This is a genomic window from Bradyrhizobium genosp. SA-3 (genome assembly GCF_004212635.1).
Taxonomy (GTDB): domain Bacteria; phylum Pseudomonadota; class Alphaproteobacteria; order Rhizobiales; family Xanthobacteraceae; genus Bradyrhizobium.
The window spans coordinates 1-17,514 of the sequence record NZ_PSRT01000161.1 but is presented as its reverse complement, the minus strand read 5'-3'; the positions used below and the strand labels follow the sequence as shown (position 1 = coordinate 17,514).

Sequence of the window (17,514 nt, the reverse complement as noted above, 5' to 3'; positions counted from 1 at the left end):
TCGACTCCCGCTGCCGCGCGACCGCGCCCTACCGCTCCAAGATCGCCCTTGCCGTCGCCTCGTCCGTGATCAGGCCGTTGATCAACCGCCCGTCCAATGCCGCCGCGATCGCCGCCACCTTGGCGGCGCCCACCGCCGCGCCGATCGTCGTGGTGTTGGCCGGGACTTCCGGCGGGATGCTGGTGAGGCGCTTGTTGGTGCCCGATTTGAGCAGGCGGCCCTTGGAATCATAGGCCCAGCCGGTGATCTCGCCGATGGCACCCAGGCGCATCATTTCGAACAATTCGTCGCGGGTGACAAAGCCGTCGACATGCACCTGCGCCTTCTGGTCCATCTGGCCGATGCCGACGAGGCGAAGGTCCGCCTTGGCCGCGACCGCCTTCACCTTCGCGATCGGCTCGATGCGGACCATCTTGTTGCGCTCGTCCTCCGACGACATCAGGAACGGCAAGGGCATCGGATAATGCCGCGCGCCGGTGCGATCGGCGAGCCGGCCGACGGTGTCGTAGAAGCTCGCCGAACCGTCGGCGGAGATGTTGCCGACCAGCGAGACGATCTGGTGGTTGGGCCGGTCGATCGGCGTGACGCGCTCGACCGCGGCGCGCACCGCGCGGCCCGTACCGAGCGCGACGATGACCGGCGTCTCCGAGCGCAGCGTGGAATCGAGCAGGTTGGCGCAACGTTCGGCGATGCCTGCGGTGGCCTGGGGTGCGGCAGGGTCGGCTGGCACCACCTCGCAATGAACCAGATCAAAGCGCTGCTTCAGCCGCGCCGCCAGTTCCATGCAGGCGGCGATGGGATGCTCGAGTCGAAACGTGATCAGCCGCTCGGCGAGGCACAGCGAGACCAGCCGCTGCGCCGACGCGCGCGAGACCTGGAGCATCTTTGCGATCTCGTCCTGGGTATGACCGGCAATGAAATAGAGCCAGCCCGCGCGCGCGGCGTCATCGAGCCTTGATTTCTCGTTCTCGGCGGCCATGCGGGCCTTACGCCCCCTTCCAGAAATCGCTCATGCGCCCGAAGACCCGATCGGCCCCCGCGCCCGACAATATAGCCTGCCCGTCCCGGCCGCTGTAATGGCCTCCGCCGACAAATCCCCAGACGGTCATGCCGGCCGCCTTGCCCGCCTGCACGCCGCTGACGCTGTCCTCGATCACCAGCGTGCGCGCGGGCGGTATGCGCATCTTCTCGGCCGCATGGAGGAAAAGGTCGGGCGCCGGCTTGCCGTGCCTGACCATCTGCGCCGTGTAGATGCGGTTGTCGAACAGCGGCTTGAGGCCGGTGACGTCGAGCGAGAGCGATACGCGGTCGATATCGCTCGACGAGGCCACGCAGAACGGCACCGTAAGGTCCGACACCACCGCCCCCACCCCGGGGATCGGTTCGAGCGAGGCGGCGAACGTCTCGAGCAGGCGCGACTTCAAGCGCGGCAGGAAGCCGTCCGGCACGATTTGTCCGAGATCGCGATAATACTGCTCGATCGCCTTGGTGCTGCGCCCGAGAAAGAGCTCGAGCGCCTGCGCCTCGCTGAGTGCGAAGCCGAATTCGGCCAGCACTTCGGACAGGCAGCGGCAGCTCAACAGCTCGCTGTCGACGAGCACGCCGTCGCAGTCGAAGATGATCAGATCGGGTTTCGGCCGGTCCTGGTCCATCCGGCCATTCGATCATATACCCATTGGATGAGCAATAGCTCAGCCGGAGCAAGCCCTCGGTGGGACTATCTGTGCCTCAATGCGCCACCTGCCGGTAGATGGCCGGCAGCGCCGCCGGCAAACGCTTGATGTTGCCGACGATCGCGTAGCCGCCGCGGCCGAACAGGGTCGGGAAATAGGATTGCGCCGTTGCGTCCACCGTCACGCCGAATGCGGCGATGCCGAGCCGGCGTGCCTCCTGCACGGATTTCCGGGTATCCTCGACCGCGAACCGGCCTTCATAGTGATCGACGTCGTTCGGCTTGCCGTCGGTGAGGACGAGCAGCAGCTTCTTGCGCTGCGGCTGGCGCGCAAGCTCGGCCGCGGCGTGGCGCACAGCGGCGCCGATCCGCGTGTAATAGCCGGGCTTGAGCGCGCCGATGCGGCGCTCGACCGCCCCGCTCATCGGCTCGCCGAAGGCCTTGACCGTCTCGAGCCGCACCCATGAGCGTCGGCGCGAGGTGAAGGTCAGGATGCTGTGATGGTCGCCGCAGGCCGATAGCCCATGCGCGAGCACGAGCAGCGCCTCTTTCTCGACATCGAGCACGCGATAACCGTCGACCCACGCGTCGGTGGAGAGCGAGACGTCGACGAGGAGCGTGACGGCGAGATCGTGCCCCTGCGGGCGCATCGCGACATGGATGCGATCGAGACCACTGCCGCTGCCGGCGCGAAGGTCGCAGCGCGCGCGCACCAGCGCGTCGAGATCGAGGTCGTGTCCGTCGGCCTGGGCACGCATCAATTCGTGACGCGGACGCAAGACTTCGAAGCGGCGACGCACCTGGCGGATGTGGCGGCGCATGGCGTCATCCGCCCTCCAGCTCTCACCTTGCTCGGACGCCGCAGCCGCGAGCACGCGGCAATGATCCGGCAGATAGGAGCCGCTGCGATAGTCCCATTCGGGATAGCTCAGGTCCGCATTCAGGCGTGACGTATCGAGGGCTTCCGGCGGCAGGTCGAGATCGAATTTGAGCCGGCTCGTGGGCTTGCCGCTGCGGCGGCTGAGCGTGATCTCCTCGAGATCGTCGGCCGCCTTCTGCGCATCCTTGTCCTCGCTGTCATCGGCAGGACGATCGACATTGACCATCTCGGCCATGGCGAGGATCTTCTCGAAGCGGTTGAGCACGAAGGGATCGCGACGATGGGCATTGTCCTCGCGCTCGCGCACCGCAAACCGTCTGCGATCGTCCGACGGCGCAGGTGCCGCGCCCGGCGCGCATTCGTCGTCGCCGGTATGCGCGGGCGAGAGCTCGCGGGTCCAGCAATCGCCCCAGAGTGGGCACGGCAGGATCGAACGGTAGCCCGGCGGTGCCTTGTCCGGCAGCGGGCCCGTCCCCATCATCGCCGGCCACAGCTGGCCTGCGGGCGCCTTTCCGGTTCCGAGCAAGGCCAGGGCGATCTGTTCCACCTCCCGCTCGACGCGCGGCAGAGGGCGCTGAGGCCGGGCCTCGGCGGTGGCCGCAGCGAGCTGCGCGTAATCGGCGACAAGCCCCGGGAATTGCGTGAGCACCCAGACCGCCGTCTCGCTGGCGCGACGCAGCGCCAGGAGATCGCGCCTGAGCGGATCCGCCTCCACGATCGCCTCGACCGGCGCAGCCGCGAACCATGCCGCGAGCCAGCGATAGAGCGATGCATTCAGCGCACGGCCGGAAAAGATCGCGATGCGGTCGGGAAGGAAGATAGTCGCGGCGTCGCGGCCCGGCTGCTCGAGGCGCTCGTCGCCGAGGCCAATGCGCTGCCGCCAGCCGAGCCGGTGGGCGGACTTTCGGGCCCCTGCGCTCGCGATCTGCACCCCGGTCTCGCCGCCGAGCGCGCGGAACATCACCGCGAGCCGGCCTTTCATCTCCGTCAGCGTGACAGCCTGATCCTCATGAGCCGGATAGCTCGCGGTGCCGCCGACCATTCTGTGCCAGGCGCGTCCGACCGTCTCCTCCAGTTCGAGGAAGTCGAGCATGGCGGTGGCCTCACCCGATCACGGCGCGCGCGACGTCGAGCAGCGCCGCCTTGACGTCGGCATCGTCGGTGAGCGGCTCGATCATACCGGCGAGCACCGCATCGGCAGTCGGCGTGCCCGCGGCAATCAGCGTCGCGCAATAGACGACGAGCCGGGTCGAGACGCCCTCCTCCAGGTCGTGGCCCCTCAGCGCGCGCAGCCGACCAGCCAGCCCGACAAGCGGCCGCACGCGCTCCGGCGACAGTCCGCTTTCGGCGGACACGACGGCGATCTCCTGCTCGGGCGGCAGGAAGCCGAATTCGATGGCAATGAAGCGCTGCCGTGTCGACGGCTTCAACGCTTTCAGCAGCGTCTGGTATCCGGGATTGTAGGAGACGACGAGCATGAAGCTGCTCGGCGCCGCGATCTCCTCGCCGGTGCGCTCCAGCGGCAGGATGCGGCGGTCGTCGGTCAGCGGATGCAGCACGACGGTGACGTCCTTGCGCGCTTCCACGACCTCGTCGAGATAGCAGATGCCGCCCTCGCGCACCGCGCGCGTCAGCGGACCGTCGGTCCACACGGTGTCGCCGCCCCTCAGCAGATAGCGGCCGGTGAGATCTGCGGCGGTGAGATCGTCATGGCAGGCGACGGTGTGCAGCGGCAATCCGAGCCGCGCCGCCATATGCGCGACGAAGCGCGTCTTGCCGCAGCCGGTCGGTCCCTTCAGCAGCACCGGAAGTTGATGCCGCCAGGCGTGCTCGAACAGCGCGCATTCGTTGCCGCTTGCGACATAGGCCGGCAGCGCGGGCGCCGAGGTCACGGTGTGAAGAGCGGGTTTCATGATGTCTCTCCGGACTTTCCAGGAAGCAGGCGGCCGCGGCGAACCCCGGCCGCCATTTGCATTTTACTCGGCCGGCTGCAGCGCGCCGGGGATGACCGGTTGCCTGGCGCGGCCCGGCACCAGCACGGCCCACACGAACATCAGCGCGGAGATCGCCACGAATACGCCGGAGCCGAGCCGGACCCAGTAGAACATCGCGAGCTGGTCCTGCACGTCCATGTAGCCCTGGCCGAGCACGCGCTGGAGATGGACCTGGACCACGCCGGCAAAAGTCAGCGCGAAGGTCATCACCATCATGGCGGTGCACATGATCCAGAAGCTCGCCATGGAGAGCCACTGGTTGTAGGGCGCACGTCCCCTGATCTGCGGGATCGCGTAGGCCATCACCGACAGATTCAACATCACATAGGCGCCGAAGAAGGCGAGATGGCCGTGTGCGGCGGTGACCTGCGTGCCGTGGGTGTAGTAGTTCACCGAGGACAGCGTGTGCAGGAAGCCCCAGACGCCGGCGCCCAGGAACGCCATCACGGAGCAACCGACCGACCACAGCAGAGCTGCGCGGTTCGGATGCTTGCGACCGGCCTTCCAGGTCATCTGCACCGTGAAGATCACCATGGTGAAGAAAGGAGCAACTTCCAGCGTGGAGAACAGCGAGCCGATCCACTGCCAATAGCCGGGCGCGCCGATCCAGTAGAAGTGGTGGCCGGTGCCGAGGATGCCGGAGAACAGCGCCAGCCCAATGATGACGTAGAGCCACTTCTCGACCACCTCGCGGTCGATGCCGTTGAGCTTGATCATCAGATAGGCCAGCATGGAGGCCATGATCAGCTCCCAGACGCCCTCGACCCAGAGATGGACGACGTACCACCAGTACATCTTGTCGACCGCCAGATTGATCGGATTGTAGAAGGCGAACAGGAAGAAGATCGCAACGCCCCACAGGCCGAACAAGAGGATGTTCGTGACCGTGGTCTTGCGGCCCTTGAGCGCCGTCATCGTCACGTTGAACAGGAACATCAGACAGACGACGACGATGCCGACCTTGATGATGAAGGGTTGTTCGAGGAACTCGCGGCCCTCATGGTAGTGGAAGAGATAGCCGACCACGGCCACACCTGCCGCGCCAAAAAACATCCAGAACTGGATCTTTGCCAGCAACGGGCTGTAGAGCTCGGTCTCGGTCTCTTCCGGAAGCAGGAAGTAGGTCGCGCCCATGAAGCCGATCAACGACCACACGATCAGCGCGTTGGTGTGGATCATCCTGACGATGTTGAACGGCAGGAGGGTCGACAGCGTGTTGGGCAGGACGTAGATCGTCCCCGCGAGGAGGCCGAACAGGACCTGCGCGAGGAACAGAGTCAGCGCGCCGTAGAAATACAGCATCGCGACTTTCTGGGTCTGATATTTCATCTCAGGCTCTCTGTGTTCTAGGGATTCACGAGGCGATACGCTCAGCCGGCCTTGTTCGGCGGCCATTCCTGGCGCTTGATCGTAGAGGTCCATTGCAGGAAGTCGGCGAGATCGTTGAGCTCCTGGTCGGTGAGGTTGAACTGCGGCATCTGCCGCCGGCCCGGTGCGCCCGAAGGCTGCGCCTGCATCCAGGCCTTCAGCGTCTCGCGCGCACCCGCCGGGTCTTCGTTGCCGCCCCAGCGATCCCAGACGTTGCCGACTTCGGGCGCGAAATAGGCACCCTCGCCGAGCAGGGTGTGGCAGTTGATGCAGGAGTTCTTCTCCCAGACATGCTTGCCGCGGGCGACCGAGGACGTCAGCGTCGTCGCGTCGGTCGAGGTCGTGGCCATGTAGTAATGGCTGTGCGCCGTCAGCCCTATGAAGATGGCGAAGAAAAAGGCCGAGCCGCCGTAGAAGACGTTTCGAGCGGCCGACTTGGTCAGGCGTTCAGCCATTGCCAATCCTTTCCGTTTGATTCCTGCGAAAAAGCGATGCTGTGATTTATTGCCGAACGGCGCGGATCACTCTTTGACGAAGCGCAAGCAGCGCGACGATCCGCGAGGCGCAGCGTCAGATCAGGGTGGCGACAGCGGATGCGAGCCAGGCGAAACAGCACCATGACGAGGACCCAGGCGCTCACGAGGCCGCGCCAGAGCGCCGGCGCAGCCCGAAGATCGAGGAAATCGAGCACGATACGGCGGCCCTTGACGGCCGCGAACGCCAGCAGCAGGGCATTGCCGAGCAGTGGATGCGCCACAAATGATGGGACCAGAATGGTCGCGAGGGCGAGACCGATCAGCGCGATCCAGGTGATGTCGAGACGATCCGGAATCACTGCTGCACCAGATAGATGATCGGGAACATGACGATCCACAGCAGATCGACCATGTGCCAGAAGGCGGTTCCCGTCTCGACCCCCGAGGCTTCGGCACTCCGGGAAACTACGGCCAGGATCACGATGCCGAGGCCGACATGCAGGAGATGAAAGCCGGTGAGGAGAAAGTAGAGGGTGAAGAACGGGCTGGTCTCCAGACCGTTTCCCTGACCGATCTCGCCGGCATATTCGAACAGTTTGACCGCGATGAAGAGAGCGCCAAGAGCCATGGCGCCGAAGAGCCAGCCGCGTGCGGCCGGCCTGCGGCCCGCACGGGCGGCGGCCGTGCCGCGGGCCGCGGCCCATCCGCTGGTCACAAGAACGACGGTGTTGATCCCGGCGAGGTGCGCATCGAGGGTGGCCTGGCCGGCCGCGAAGATCACGGGATGAATCGCACGGGCGACGATGAAGGCGCCGAGGAACAGGCCGAAGGCGGCAAGCTCGCTGAAGATCAGCACCCAGATCATGGGATCGCCGGGGAGATCTTCGAGTATTCCTCAGCCAGTTTCTTGTTGCTCGCAGTCCGTCGCCGACATCTGATTTCCAAACCAAGACGTCCAGCCACTACCTCGACGGCGCTGTTCCGACTTTGACGCCGGACAAAGAAGCGGCAGGCCATAGGGTGTTTGCGCTACCGCAACATCCTGGCGCCCCTTCCGCCATAGGGTGGATCAACCCGGCGGTTCCACAAGACGGCAAACGACCAGATGAGCGACGCACAAATCGGCCTGATGACCGCGACCCCCATTATCATCGCGTTTGCCATCGCGCTCCGGCGAATGGGCGTGCTATCGACCGTGGCGACCGTGTCAGCGGTAAGCCTCTCCGTCGCGATCGCGGCAGTGCTGTTCACGACGCAGTAGCGGCAGGCGCCTCAGCGCGCCGTTGCGGCACTGCACAGCAAGGGGCGCCTGCTGCAGGTGGGTCTCGGGCAGTTTCGATTCCTCCGTCTTGGCTTCCTTGCGTCGTGCGCTAATATTGCGCTCCACACGACTGGATGAGTTCGCCATGCCTGAGATCATCAACCTTGGCGCGCTGCAGCTGACGTTCCTACAGAGCAAGGATGACACCGCCGGCGGCCTCGATCTGTTCGAGATGACGCTACAGCCGAACGCGCGCATGCCGATTCCCCATTATCACGATGGCTGGGACGAAACGATCTATGGACTCAGCGGCATCTCGACCTGGCGGATCGACGCAAAGGACATCGACGTGGCGCCGGGCGAAAGCCTCTTCATCAAGCGCGGCGTGGTGCACGGTTTCATCAACCGTTCGCCCCGACCGGCGACCTGCCTGTGCATCCTCAGCCCCGGCGTACTCGGCCCACAATACTTCAAGGAGATGGCGGCCCTGCTATTGGCCGGCAAGCCTGATCCGGCCAAAATGAAGGAAACGATGCTGCGCTACGGGCTGGTTCCGGTGATGCAATCCTGAGGATGAGTGCGGCGAGCGATCGAGGCAGGTGGCCAAAGCGTTCGCTATAGCTCAAGGGGCGATGGCGAAGGCGCGCTCAGCGCCTTCGCCATCGTCGTTGAAAAGGGTAGGCACGGCGCAAGAGCGCTTCTGCCCACCCTACGGAGTCAGCGAAACTATCGCCGCTGATTATACACGTCGATGCAGACCGCACCCAGCAGCACCAGGCCCTTGATGACCTGCTGGTAGTCGATGCCGATGCCGAGGATCGACATGCCGTTGTTCATCACGCCCATGATCATGGCGCCGACCACGGCACCGCCGACGCGCCCCACCCCGCCATAGGCCGAGGCGCCGCCGATGAAGCAGGCGGCGATGACGTCGAGCTCGAAGCCGAGACCGGCCTTCGGGGTTGCAGTGTTGAGGCGCGCGGCGAAGACAAGGCCGGCGAGCGCGGCGAGCACGCCCATGTTGACGAAGGTGAGGAAGGTCAGCCGCTCAGTCTTGATGCCCGATAGGCTTGCCGCCTTGGCGTTGCCGCCGACGGCATAGATCTGCCGGCCGATCACGGTGCGCCGGGTGACGAAGCCGTAGAGCGCGATCAACGCCGTCATGATGACGAGCACGTTCGGCAGGCCGCGATGCGAGGCGATCAGATAGGTGAAATAGAGCACGGCGCAGGCCAAGAGAACGCTCTTGCCCAGGAAGAACGCATAAGGCTCGACCTCGATGCCGTGCAATTGCTCACGCGAGCGGCCCTTGGCGCTGGCATAGACCAGGCCGAGCGCGAGCACGGCACCGATCAGCATGGAGGTCGGATGCAGCGTGCCGGCCTCGGGCAACAGTTCAGGAATGAACCCGGACGACAATTTCTGGAAGGTCGCCGGGAAGGGCCCGAGCGACTGACCCTGCAACACCGCGAGCGCGAGGCCCTTGAACACCAGCATGCCCGCCAAGGTGACGATGAAGGATGGGATCTTGAAATAGGCCACCCAATAGCCCTGCGCGGCGCCGATGGCGGCGCCGACTAAGAGGCAGGCGATGAAGGCGAGTGTGTAGTCGATCTTGTAGGTCACCATGAGCACGGCGGCCACCGCGCCGATGAAGCCAGCGACCGAGCCGACCGAAAGGTCGATATGACCGGTGACGATCACCAGCAGCATGCCCAGCGCCATGACGACGATGTAGCTGTTCTGCAGCACCAGATTGGTCAGGTTGAGCGGCTGCAGCAAGGTGCCGCCAGTGACGACCTGGAAGAACAGCATGATCGCGACCAGCGACATCAACATGCCGTAGTTGCGCAAATTGTGCTTGATGAAGCTGCCGTGCCGGCGCTCCTCGGGCAGCGACACCGTCTTGTCGGTCATGGCTGCGTTCCTCCCATCTCGACGGCCGCGGGCGCGGCGTTCCCAATTTTTCTTTCGTTGCGCATGATGGCGCGCATGATCTTTTCCTGCGTCGCCTCGGATCCCCTGAACTCCCCGACAAAGGCGCCGTCGTTCATCACACAGATGCGGTCGCAGATGCCGAGCAACTCGGGCATTTCCGAGGAGATCACCACGACGCCGCGGCCGGCTTCCGCCAGCTCGTTGATGATACAGTAAATCTCGTACTTGGCACCGACGTCGATGCCCCGCGTCGGCTCGTCCAGGATCAGCACCTTCGGATCGGTCATCAGCCATTTCGACAGCACCACTTTCTGCTGGTTGCCGCCGGAGAGCTGGCCGGTCTCCTGGTAGACGTCGGAGCAGCGGATCCGCATCCGGTTGCGGTAGTCGCTCGCGACCTTCAGCTCGGCAATGTCGTCGATGACACGGCCGGGCGCGACCTGGTCGAGGCTCGCCAGCGTGATGTTCTTGCGGACGTCGTCGGCGAGGATGAGGCCGAGCTGCTTGCGATCCTCGGTGACATAGGCAAGGCCGGCGTCGATCGCGGCCGCGACGCTCGGCAGCATCATCTCCTTGCCCTCGAGCCGAAGGCTGCCGCTGATGGTAGTGCCCCAGGAGCGGCCGAACAGGCTCATGGCGAATTCAGTGCGGCCGGCCCCCATCAGGCCGGCGATGCCCACGACCTCGCCTCGCTTGACACTGAAATTGACGTTCTTGATCACCTGCCGTTCGGGATGAATGGGGTGATAGACCGACCAGTTCTCGACGGTGAGCACTGCTTCGCCGATCTTCGCGCTGCGCTCCGGGAAGCGGTGAGCAAGATCGCGGTTGACCATGCTGCGGATGATGCGGTCCTCCTGGATCGCCTCGGCATGGCAATCGATGCTGTCGACCGTGCGGCCGTCGCGCAACACGGTGATGTGGTCGGCGACCTTGGCGACCTCGTTCAGCTTGTGCGAGATCAGGATCGAGCCGATGCCCTGCTCGCGGAACGCCATGAGGCGTTCGAGCAGCGCCGCGCTGTCCGCCTCATTGAGGCTCGCGGTCGGCTCGTCCAGGATCAGCATCCGCACCCGCTTGGAGAGCGCCTTCGCGATCTCGACCAGCTGCTGCTTGCCGACGCCGAGATCGGTGATCAGCGTATCCGGCGATTCTCGCAGGCCGACCTGCGCGAGTAGTTCCCGCGTGCGCCGGTAGACCTCGTCGCGATCGATCACCCCCAACTTCGACGGCGGATGCGACAGGAAGATGTTCTCGGCGATCGACATCAGCGAGATCAGCGCCAGTTCCTGATGGATGATGATGATGCCGAGCGCCTCGGAATCGTTGATGTCGCGGAAGCGCCGCTCCTCGCCTTCGAAGACGATGGTGCCCTCGTAGCTGCCGTGCGGATAGACCCCGCTCAACACTTTCATCAGCGTCGACTTGCCTGCGCCGTTCTCGCCGACGAGCGCGTGGATCTGCCCGGCGTGGACGGAAAAATTAACGTCGCGCAGCGCCTGCACACCGGCAAAGCTCTTGCTGACGTTGCGCATCTCCAGCATGGCGGTCATGGCTTTGGTGTCCCTTGCGTTACTTCGCCTCTCCCCGCGTGCGGGGAGAGGCCGGAATTCGAGCGCAGCTTGAATTCCGGGTGAGGGGAGTCTCCGCGAGGGCAACTCTCACCGCCCCCATGGAGAGCCCCCCTCACCCTAACCCTCTCCCCGCACGCGGGGAGAGGGGAAAGAAAGAGTCCTTATTGGAACTGCGACTTCTTGTAGTAACCGCTGTCGACCAGCACCTTCTCCCAATTGTCCTTGTAGACCACCACCGGCTTGAGCAGATAGGACGGCACGGTCTTGACGCCGTTCTCGTAGGTCTTGGTGTCGTTGACGGTGACCTGCTTGCCGGCGAGCGCCGCGTCGACCATGTCCGCCGTGACCTTGGCGAGGTCGCGGGTATCCTTGAAGACGGTCGAATACTGGTCGCCGCGGAGCATCGCCTTGATCGAGGGCACCTCGGCGTCCTGGCCGGAGATGATGGGCATCGGCTGGTCGGCGCTGCCGTAGCCGACACCCTTCAGCGAGGAGATGATGCCGATCGAGATGCCATCATAGGGCGACAGCACGGCATTGATCTTCTTGTTGCCGTAATAGGCGCTGAGCAGGTTGTCCATGCGGGCCTGCGCGGTGGCGCCGTCCCAGCGCAGCGTTGCCACCTTGTCCATGCCCATCTGGCCGGAGACGACGACGAGCTTGCCGCTGTCGATGTAGGGCTTCAGCACGCTCATCGCGCCGTTGTAGAAGAAGTAGGCGTTGTTGTCGTCGGGCGAGCCGCCGAACAGCTCGATGTTGAACGGCCCCTTGCCTTCCTTGAGGCCGAGCCCCTGCTCGATCGATTGCGCCTGGAGCACGCCGACCTGGAAATTGTCGAACGTCGCGTAGTAGTCGACGTTCGGCGTGCCGCGGATCAGGCGGTCATAGGCGATCACGGTGATGCCCTTGGCCTTGGCCTGCTTGAGCACGTCGGACAGCGTGGTGCCGTCGATCGCCGCGATCACCAGCGCCTTCGCACCCTTGGTCACCATGTTCTCGACCTGCGAGAGCTGGTTCGGAATGTCGTCCTCGGCATATTGCAGGTCGGTGTTGTAGCCGCGCTCCTTCAGCACCTTGACCATGTTGTTGCCGTCGTCGATCCAGCGCGCCGAGGATTTGGTCGGCATGGCGATGCCGACTGTCGCCTTCTGGGCGGATGCGGTGACGCCTGTGGCCATCGTGGCAGCGCCGGCCAGCGCCAGTGCGAGAAACGTCGTCTTCAGTTTCAGCATATTTCACTCCCTTTGGGTGTCAGACTGTTTCTTCGTGTCGTCGAGAACGTGGGTGGGCTGCTTCGGATCTCCTATGCGAGCTTGACGTCGGGCTCCGCACGACCGCGCGCGGATGCATCCAGCAGAAAGGTGCGGCCTGCTTGCGGATCGGCGGCGCGCGCCGCCGCGTCCATGTCCTGCCAGGCGGAGGTGACGAGGAGACGCGACAAATCGGGGCCGATGAAAGCCGGGCAGCTCGCCTGCTTCGCAGGAACGCTCAAGGAGCGCAGGCGCTCGCCCTGCGGAGAGTAAACATCGATGCGGCTCGCGCCCCAGCAGGCGTTCCAGATCTGTCCATCGGCGTCGCACACCGAGCCGTCGAGACCGCCGATGCCGGTGTGGCGCAGCAGCACTTCCGGCTCGCCGCGCGGCAGACCAGTCGCCGGATTGAGTGGCACCTTGTAGAGCACCGCGCGCGCGCTATCGGCGAAATAGCCGATCGCACCGTCCGGCGAGAAGCAGATCGAGTTGGGAATGCTGATACGAGGGAACAGCAGCGAGATCTTGCCGCGATGAAACGCGTAGATCGCGCCCGCCCCTGCTTCCGCCTTGCGTCCCATGGTGCCGATCCAGAACGTGCCGGACTGATGCACACGCGCGTCGTTGGAACGCGTGGCGGGATTGTCGGCTTCGAGCGGACAGAACAGCGCCATCGCGCCGTCGGCAGGCTTGCGGATGTAAAGGCCATCTTCCGCGACGATCAGCTGACGCTCGGCGTCGATGCGTCCGAGCGCGCTCGCCATCCGGCCGAGCGCATGGATGCGGACCTCACCGCCGCCGAGCTGCGCCTCGAACAGCAGCCCTTCGCGGATGTCGAACCACCAGGCGGTGTCGGTGGTCGCATCATAGGTCGGTCCCTCGCCGAGATGGCAAGGATGGTCCGAGAGCACAGACGTCGGTACCTCTTCCATCATGGCGTCCTCACCGAAAAGCGATAGACCGTGTGATGGCGATAGACCTCGCCGGGTGAAAGCCGCGGGCTCGGGAAATCAGGCCGGTTCGGCGCGTCGGGCCAGATGTGCGGCTCCAGGCACATCGCATCCGATTGCCGGATCAGCTTGCCGCCCTTCCCCGAAATCGTGCCATCGAGATAATTGCCGGAATAGACCTGAAGTCCGGGCTGGTCGGTGAGCAACTCCATGATGCGTCCCGAGCGCGGCGCCTCCAGTCGGGCCGCGAAAGCAAGCTTGCCGTCACGCGCGAGGCAGTAGGTGTGATCGTAGCCCCTGCCGCTCTGCAATTGCTGATCGTTTTCGCGGATGCGCTCGCCGATGGGCCGTGCTTCGCGGAAATCGAACGGCGTGCCGGCAACGTGGCGCGGCGGCCCCGGCAGCGGAATGGCGGTGGGATCGATCGCAAGGAAATGCTCGGCGGCCACCGTCAGCTTATGATCAAGGACGGGGGTACCCGACGTCACACCTTCCAGATTGAAGAAGCTATGGTTGGTGAGGTTGACGATCGTTGGCCGGTCCGTGCGCGCCTCCATGCTCAGCGACAGCTCGGTCGGCGCCGTGATGCGATAGGTCAGGCGCACATCGAGCCGGCCGGGATAGTTTTCTTCGCCATGCGGGCTGACATAGGTGAGCATCACGGCGGGCTCGGCGCCCTCGTCGATCTCCGCAATGTCCCAGGGTTTGCGATCGAAGCCATCGAGGCCGCCGTGCAGCGCATTCGGACCGTTATTGATGGGAAGCTGCACCGTCTCGCCGCCGAGCGAAAACTGTCCCTTGGCAATGCGGTTGGCATAACGTCCGACGGTGGCGCCGAAGAACTTTCGCTCGGCCAGATAGCCGGCGAAGGCATCGTGGCCGAGCACGACATCATCGTAGCCGCCCTTCGCGTCCGGCGCGATCAGCGCCTGGATCACCGCGCCATGGGTGATGATCCGCGCTTCGAATCCGCCCGCTCCGCGGAGCACGATGCGCTCGACCGCGCGACCATCCGGCAGTGTTCCGAAGACGTCTCTTGTTATTTTCGAGTCAGCCATTGTCAGTCCACAAATGGTTCGACGATCGTCCGCTTGCCGAGCAGGAAGGCGTCGGCGACGAGACGCAATGGCGCCAGGTCGACATCGCTCGCGCATGTCGCAGCGAGATCGACGAAGCGCCGGTACAGCTCCCGATATTCCTCATCGGGCGCCTCGGCAACGGTCTTGCCGTCGATCGCCATGCGTCTGCCGCCGCCGGACAGCGTCAACTGGCCCTGATCGGTTTCAACGAGGATATCCCAGCTCTGCGGCCCGGTCTGGCGGAAATCGAACTCGGCGGTGACAGGCAGGCCGCCGATGTTCGTCAGCGTCAGGTTCGCGGCGATCGGCGCTTGGCAATTGGCGGGAAAGGCCAGCTCAGCCGCCATGACAAACACCGGCTGCGGCAGGATTTTGGTCAGGATCGACAGCGCATTGATGCCGGGATCGAACACGCCGAGCCCGCCCGGTTCCCAGATCCAGCCCTGCCCGGGATGCCAGACGCGGACGTCTTCCTTCCAGCTGATGTGCACGGAGGTGATGCGGCGTTCGGCGAGCCATTGCCGCGCCGGCTCGACCGCCGGCGCGTAGCGCGAATGCCAGGTCGCAAACAGCGTCCGCTTCGCACCCGCCGCCATCGCGATCAGCGGATCGAGCTCGGCAACGCCGGTGCCGGGCGGCTTCTCCAGCATGACATGCTTGCCGGCGGCGAGCGCCGCGGCCGCCTGGGCACGGCGCACCTGCGGCGGCGTGCAGAGCGACACCGCGTCGATCGGCGGACCCTTCTCAAGCAACTCCTCGATGGTGGCGAAATGCGGCAGCCCCGGCAGCGAAGCGTTGCGACTGGCGACAGCCGCGAGCGTCGCACCCGGTGTCGCCGCGATCGCACTAAGGTGCTGGTCGCGCGCGATCTTGCCGAAGCCGACGATGGCGATACGAAGTTCAGTCACGATCTCTCTCCGGATTTCGCAGATGACAGCGGCTCGGCCGGCGCGGTTTCGATCACCGCGTCCTCGTGGCGGCGCATGCCGTTGTGAATGACGTAGACCATCGCCTCCGACGCGGCGTCGACATCGCCCGCCGCAATGGCATCAACGATCTTCTGATGCCAGAGCAGCACGGTGTCGCGGTCCTCCGACTCGACCGGGGCGCTCAGCAGGAACGAGGCGCGGAGCGCAGCCTCGATGACATGCCCGATCGAGCGCATGAACAGATTGCCGGAGGCACGCGCCACCCCAACATGGAGCGCGAGGTCGGCATCGGCAAAGCCGACGGAGTCGGACGCTTCAAGCCGCATGCGATCCATGCAGCGACGGAGCTCAGCGACGTCCTCGTCGGACCGGTGCATAGCTGCGAGAGCGGCGGCGCGCGGCTCGACGGCCAGACGGATCTCGGCGAGGTCGTTGAGGAAACGCTTGTCGATGCCGGCGTCCAGATGCCAAGCCAGCACGTCGGCGTCGAACATATTCCAGGCGCCGCGCTCGCGCACGACGGTGCCGACGCGCGCCTTGGTGGTGAGCAGCCCCTTGGCGACCAGCGTCTTGACGCTTTCGCGCAGCACCGGCCGCGACACGCCGAACATCGCGATCATCTCGGCATCACCGGGCAGCCGCGTTCCTTCCGCGTAGCGGCCGGCGATGATGTCGACGCCGATCGAGCGGGCCACCTCCGCATGGTTGGAGTGGGCCCGTCGCGTCGGGATGACGACGATGCGCGAGGTCATGAGATTGCTCCTGCACTCTTCCTCACCGGCCGTCGTGCAAGCGCGACCAGCCCCTGCTGCAAGGCTATGAAGGCGAACAGCAGCACGCCGGTCGCGATCTTAGTCCACCAGCTCGACAGCGTGCCATCGAAATTGATGTAGGTCTGGATCAGGCCCTGGATCAGCACGCCGAGGAAGGTGCCGATCACCGATCCCTGCCCGCCGGTGAGCAGCGTGCCGCCGATCACGACGGCCGCGATGGTGTCGAGCTCGACGCCGACCGCGGAGAGCGAATAGCCCGCGCTGGTGTAGAAGGAGAAGACAATGCCGGCGATGCCAGCCAGCAGGCTCGACAGCATGTAGATCTTCACCGTCATCTTGCCGACCGCAACGCCCATCAGGCTCGCGGTCGCCCGGCTGCCGCCGAGCGCATAGACATTGGCGCCGAACCGGGTGAGATGCAGCAGCAGGGCGCCGCCGATCACGATCACCAGCATGAAGATTGCGATCGCCGTCAGCCGTCCGCCGCCGGGCATCCGCAGCGCGAAGTCCGACACGGTGGAGTAGACCGGCGCGGTGATCGGCACCGATTCCGTCGAGAGCAGGAAGCTTGCACCGCGTGCCAAGAACATGCCGGCGAGCGTGACGATGAAGGGCGGCAGGTCGAAGACATGGATCACGGCGCCCATTGTAGCCCCGAACCCAGCCGAGAGCACCAGGATGGCGGCGAAAGCGACCAGCGGCGGCACGCCCCAGCGCTCGATGGCCAGCGCCACGAATACAGTGGTGAAACCGATCACCGATCCGACCGAGAGATCGATGCCGCCGGAGATGATGACGAAGGTCATGCCGATTGCGACGATGCCGAGAAAGGCGTTGTCGGTGAGGAGATTGCCGACCACGCGGGTTGAGGCGATGTTGGGGAATTGCATCGCGCAGAGCGCAAAGCCCGCGACCAGCACGATGGCCGTAATGAGGACGGGCGGCAGGCCTTTCATGCTTTGGACCTCCGCAGCCGCGCGGCCATTCCGGCAATGCCGGCGAATTTCGGCGATTGCAGCAACAGCACCGCGAGCACCACCACCGCCTTGACCAGCAAATTGAACTCCGGCGGATATCCGGACAAGAGGATTCCGGTGTTCATGGTCTGGATGATCAGCGCGCCGAGCACGGCCAGAACGAGGCTGAAGCGGCCGCCGAACAGCGAGGTGCCGCCGATCACCACCGCAAGAATGGCGTCGAGCTCGAGCCAGAGGCCGGCATTGTTGGCATCCGCGCCCATGATGTCGGCGGCTGCGATCACGCCGGCGAGCGCCGCGCAGACGCCGCACCAGACATAGACCGACAAGATCATGGCCCGCGTGCCGACGCCGGCGAGCTCGCTTGCGCGCGCATTGCCGCCGGTCGCCTCG

The 17,514-nt window shown here is 65.0% G+C and carries 18 protein-coding genes and 1 pseudogene; 2 read left to right on the top strand and 17 right to left on the bottom strand.

Annotation, left to right across the window (positions count from 1 at the left end; genetic code table 11):
* Window positions 1-28: 28 nt before the first annotated feature.
* From CWO91_RS36220 to CWO91_RS36185, 8 genes and pseudogenes are all read right to left on the bottom strand, one after another.
* Window positions 29-979: a sugar-binding transcriptional regulator gene (locus CWO91_RS36220; RefSeq protein ID WP_130220242.1), complete on the bottom strand. Its 951-nt coding sequence runs from the start codon at window positions 977-979 to the stop codon at window positions 29-31.
* A 7-nt stretch (window positions 980-986) separates the two neighbouring features.
* Window positions 987-1,652 (bottom strand): HAD family hydrolase, encoded by a 666-nt coding sequence (locus CWO91_RS36215; protein WP_130220241.1) that lies wholly within the window; start codon window positions 1,650-1,652, stop codon window positions 987-989.
* A gap of 76 nt (window positions 1,653-1,728) precedes the next feature.
* Complete coding sequence (locus tag CWO91_RS36210; protein ID WP_130220240.1) at window positions 1,729-3,645, bottom strand: nitric oxide reductase activation protein NorD; 1,917 nt, start codon at window positions 3,643-3,645, stop codon at window positions 1,729-1,731.
* Between the two features lie 10 nt (window positions 3,646-3,655).
* The gene (locus CWO91_RS36205; protein ID WP_130220239.1) at window positions 3,656-4,465 is read right to left on the bottom strand and encodes a CbbQ/NirQ/NorQ/GpvN family protein; all 810 of its coding nucleotides are present in this window, start codon (window positions 4,463-4,465) and stop codon (window positions 3,656-3,658) included.
* 63 nt (window positions 4,466-4,528) lie between these two features.
* Entirely contained in the window at window positions 4,529-5,875 is a 1,347-nt protein-coding gene (locus tag CWO91_RS36200) for a cbb3-type cytochrome c oxidase subunit I (protein ID WP_130220238.1), read from the bottom strand.
* Between the two features lie 41 nt (window positions 5,876-5,916).
* Complete coding sequence (locus CWO91_RS36195) at window positions 5,917-6,369, bottom strand: c-type cytochrome (RefSeq protein WP_091892374.1); 453 nt, start codon at window positions 6,367-6,369, stop codon at window positions 5,917-5,919.
* Between the two features lie 115 nt (window positions 6,370-6,484).
* Window positions 6,485-6,746 (bottom strand): annotated as a pseudogene (locus CWO91_RS36190) (cytochrome C oxidase subunit IV family protein).
* A complete protein-coding gene (locus CWO91_RS36185) occupies window positions 6,746-7,255 on the bottom strand; it encodes a cytochrome c oxidase subunit 3 (protein WP_130220237.1) in 510 nt (169 codons plus the stop codon). The pseudogene CWO91_RS36190 and the gene CWO91_RS36185 overlap by 1 nt, the downstream one beginning before the upstream one ends.
* Window positions 7,256-7,495: 240 nt before the next feature.
* Between CWO91_RS36185 and CWO91_RS43430 the strand changes: the two genes are divergently transcribed.
* The gene (locus CWO91_RS43430; RefSeq protein ID WP_091892367.1) at window positions 7,496-7,651 is read left to right on the top strand and encodes a hypothetical protein; all 156 of its coding nucleotides are present in this window, start codon (window positions 7,496-7,498) and stop codon (window positions 7,649-7,651) included.
* Window positions 7,652-7,796: 145 nt separating this feature from the next.
* Window positions 7,797-8,222, top strand: coding sequence for a cupin domain-containing protein (locus tag CWO91_RS36180; RefSeq protein WP_091892363.1), 426 nt, complete (start codon window positions 7,797-7,799; stop codon window positions 8,220-8,222).
* A 155-nt stretch (window positions 8,223-8,377) separates the two neighbouring features.
* Here the strand turns inward: CWO91_RS36180 and mmsB are convergent, their stop codons facing one another.
* From mmsB to CWO91_RS36135, 9 genes are all read right to left on the bottom strand, one after another.
* A complete protein-coding gene (mmsB, locus tag CWO91_RS36175; protein ID WP_130220236.1) occupies window positions 8,378-9,568 on the bottom strand; it encodes a multiple monosaccharide ABC transporter permease in 1,191 nt (396 codons plus the stop codon).
* Window positions 9,565-11,142 (bottom strand): multiple monosaccharide ABC transporter ATP-binding protein, encoded by a 1,578-nt coding sequence (gene mmsA, locus CWO91_RS36170; RefSeq protein ID WP_130220235.1) that lies wholly within the window; start codon window positions 11,140-11,142, stop codon window positions 9,565-9,567. Before mmsA ends, mmsB begins: the two co-directional genes overlap by 4 nt.
* Window positions 11,143-11,324: 182 nt before the next feature.
* Window positions 11,325-12,395, bottom strand: coding sequence for a multiple monosaccharide ABC transporter substrate-binding protein (gene chvE / locus CWO91_RS36165; protein ID WP_130220234.1), 1,071 nt, complete (start codon window positions 12,393-12,395; stop codon window positions 11,325-11,327).
* A 71-nt stretch (window positions 12,396-12,466) separates the two neighbouring features.
* Complete coding sequence (locus CWO91_RS36160) at window positions 12,467-13,345, bottom strand: SMP-30/gluconolactonase/LRE family protein (RefSeq protein ID WP_165405956.1); 879 nt, start codon at window positions 13,343-13,345, stop codon at window positions 12,467-12,469.
* Complete coding sequence (locus CWO91_RS36155; RefSeq protein ID WP_130220232.1) at window positions 13,345-14,421, bottom strand: aldose epimerase family protein; 1,077 nt, start codon at window positions 14,419-14,421, stop codon at window positions 13,345-13,347. The genes CWO91_RS36160 and CWO91_RS36155 overlap by 1 nt, the downstream gene beginning before the upstream one ends.
* Before the next feature lie 2 nt (window positions 14,422-14,423).
* A complete protein-coding gene (locus CWO91_RS36150; protein ID WP_130220231.1) occupies window positions 14,424-15,350 on the bottom strand; it encodes a Gfo/Idh/MocA family protein in 927 nt (308 codons plus the stop codon).
* Window positions 15,347-16,123 (bottom strand): FadR/GntR family transcriptional regulator, encoded by a 777-nt coding sequence (locus CWO91_RS36145; protein ID WP_091892349.1) that lies wholly within the window; start codon window positions 16,121-16,123, stop codon window positions 15,347-15,349. The genes CWO91_RS36150 and CWO91_RS36145 overlap by 4 nt, the downstream gene beginning before the upstream one ends.
* Entirely contained in the window at window positions 16,120-17,100 is a 981-nt protein-coding gene (gene yjfF, locus CWO91_RS36140; RefSeq protein ID WP_130220230.1) for a galactofuranose ABC transporter, permease protein YjfF, read from the bottom strand. Before yjfF ends, CWO91_RS36145 begins: the two co-directional genes overlap by 4 nt.
* Window positions 17,097-17,514, bottom strand: a 418-nt coding sequence (locus CWO91_RS36135) for an ABC transporter permease (RefSeq protein ID WP_130220229.1), incomplete at its 5' end; no start/stop codon positions are given. The genes yjfF and CWO91_RS36135, both read right to left, overlap by 4 nt.

What these genes read in the sequence shown, in the direction of transcription:
- CWO91_RS36200 (WP_130220238.1), bottom strand. Translation starts at nt 5,875, where the DNA reads ATGAAATATCAGACCCAGAAAGTCGCGATGCTGTATTTCTACGGCGCG.
- CWO91_RS36155 (WP_130220232.1), bottom strand. Translation starts at nt 14,421, where the DNA reads ATGGCTGACTCGAAAATAACAAGAGACGTCTTCGGAACACTGCCGGAT.
- CWO91_RS36220 (WP_130220242.1), bottom strand. Translation starts at nt 979, where the DNA reads ATGGCCGCCGAGAACGAGAAATCAAGGCTCGATGACGCCGCGCGCGCG.
- CWO91_RS36160 (WP_165405956.1), bottom strand. Translation starts at nt 13,345, where the DNA reads ATGGAAGAGGTACCGACGTCTGTGCTCTCGGACCATCCTTGCCATCTC.
- yjfF (WP_130220230.1), bottom strand. Translation starts at nt 17,100, where the DNA reads ATGAAAGGCCTGCCGCCCGTCCTCATTACGGCCATCGTGCTGGTCGCG.
- CWO91_RS36215 (WP_130220241.1), bottom strand. Translation starts at nt 1,652, where the DNA reads ATGGACCAGGACCGGCCGAAACCCGATCTGATCATCTTCGACTGCGAC.
- mmsA (WP_130220235.1), bottom strand. Translation starts at nt 11,142, where the DNA reads ATGACCGCCATGCTGGAGATGCGCAACGTCAGCAAGAGCTTTGCCGGT.
- chvE (WP_130220234.1), bottom strand. Translation starts at nt 12,395, where the DNA reads ATGCTGAAACTGAAGACGACGTTTCTCGCACTGGCGCTGGCCGGCGCT.
- mmsB (WP_130220236.1), bottom strand. Translation starts at nt 9,568, where the DNA reads ATGACCGACAAGACGGTGTCGCTGCCCGAGGAGCGCCGGCACGGCAGC.
- CWO91_RS36210 (WP_130220240.1), bottom strand. Translation starts at nt 3,645, where the DNA reads ATGCTCGACTTCCTCGAACTGGAGGAGACGGTCGGACGCGCCTGGCAC.
- CWO91_RS36185 (WP_130220237.1), bottom strand. Translation starts at nt 7,255, where the DNA reads ATGATCTGGGTGCTGATCTTCAGCGAGCTTGCCGCCTTCGGCCTGTTC.
- CWO91_RS36195 (WP_091892374.1), bottom strand. Translation starts at nt 6,369, where the DNA reads ATGGCTGAACGCCTGACCAAGTCGGCCGCTCGAAACGTCTTCTACGGC.
- CWO91_RS36205 (WP_130220239.1), bottom strand. Translation starts at nt 4,465, where the DNA reads ATGAAACCCGCTCTTCACACCGTGACCTCGGCGCCCGCGCTGCCGGCC.
- CWO91_RS36145 (WP_091892349.1), bottom strand. Translation starts at nt 16,123, where the DNA reads ATGACCTCGCGCATCGTCGTCATCCCGACGCGACGGGCCCACTCCAAC.
- CWO91_RS36180 (WP_091892363.1), top strand. Translation starts at nt 7,797, where the DNA reads ATGCCTGAGATCATCAACCTTGGCGCGCTGCAGCTGACGTTCCTACAG.
- CWO91_RS43430 (WP_091892367.1), top strand. Translation starts at nt 7,496, where the DNA reads ATGAGCGACGCACAAATCGGCCTGATGACCGCGACCCCCATTATCATC.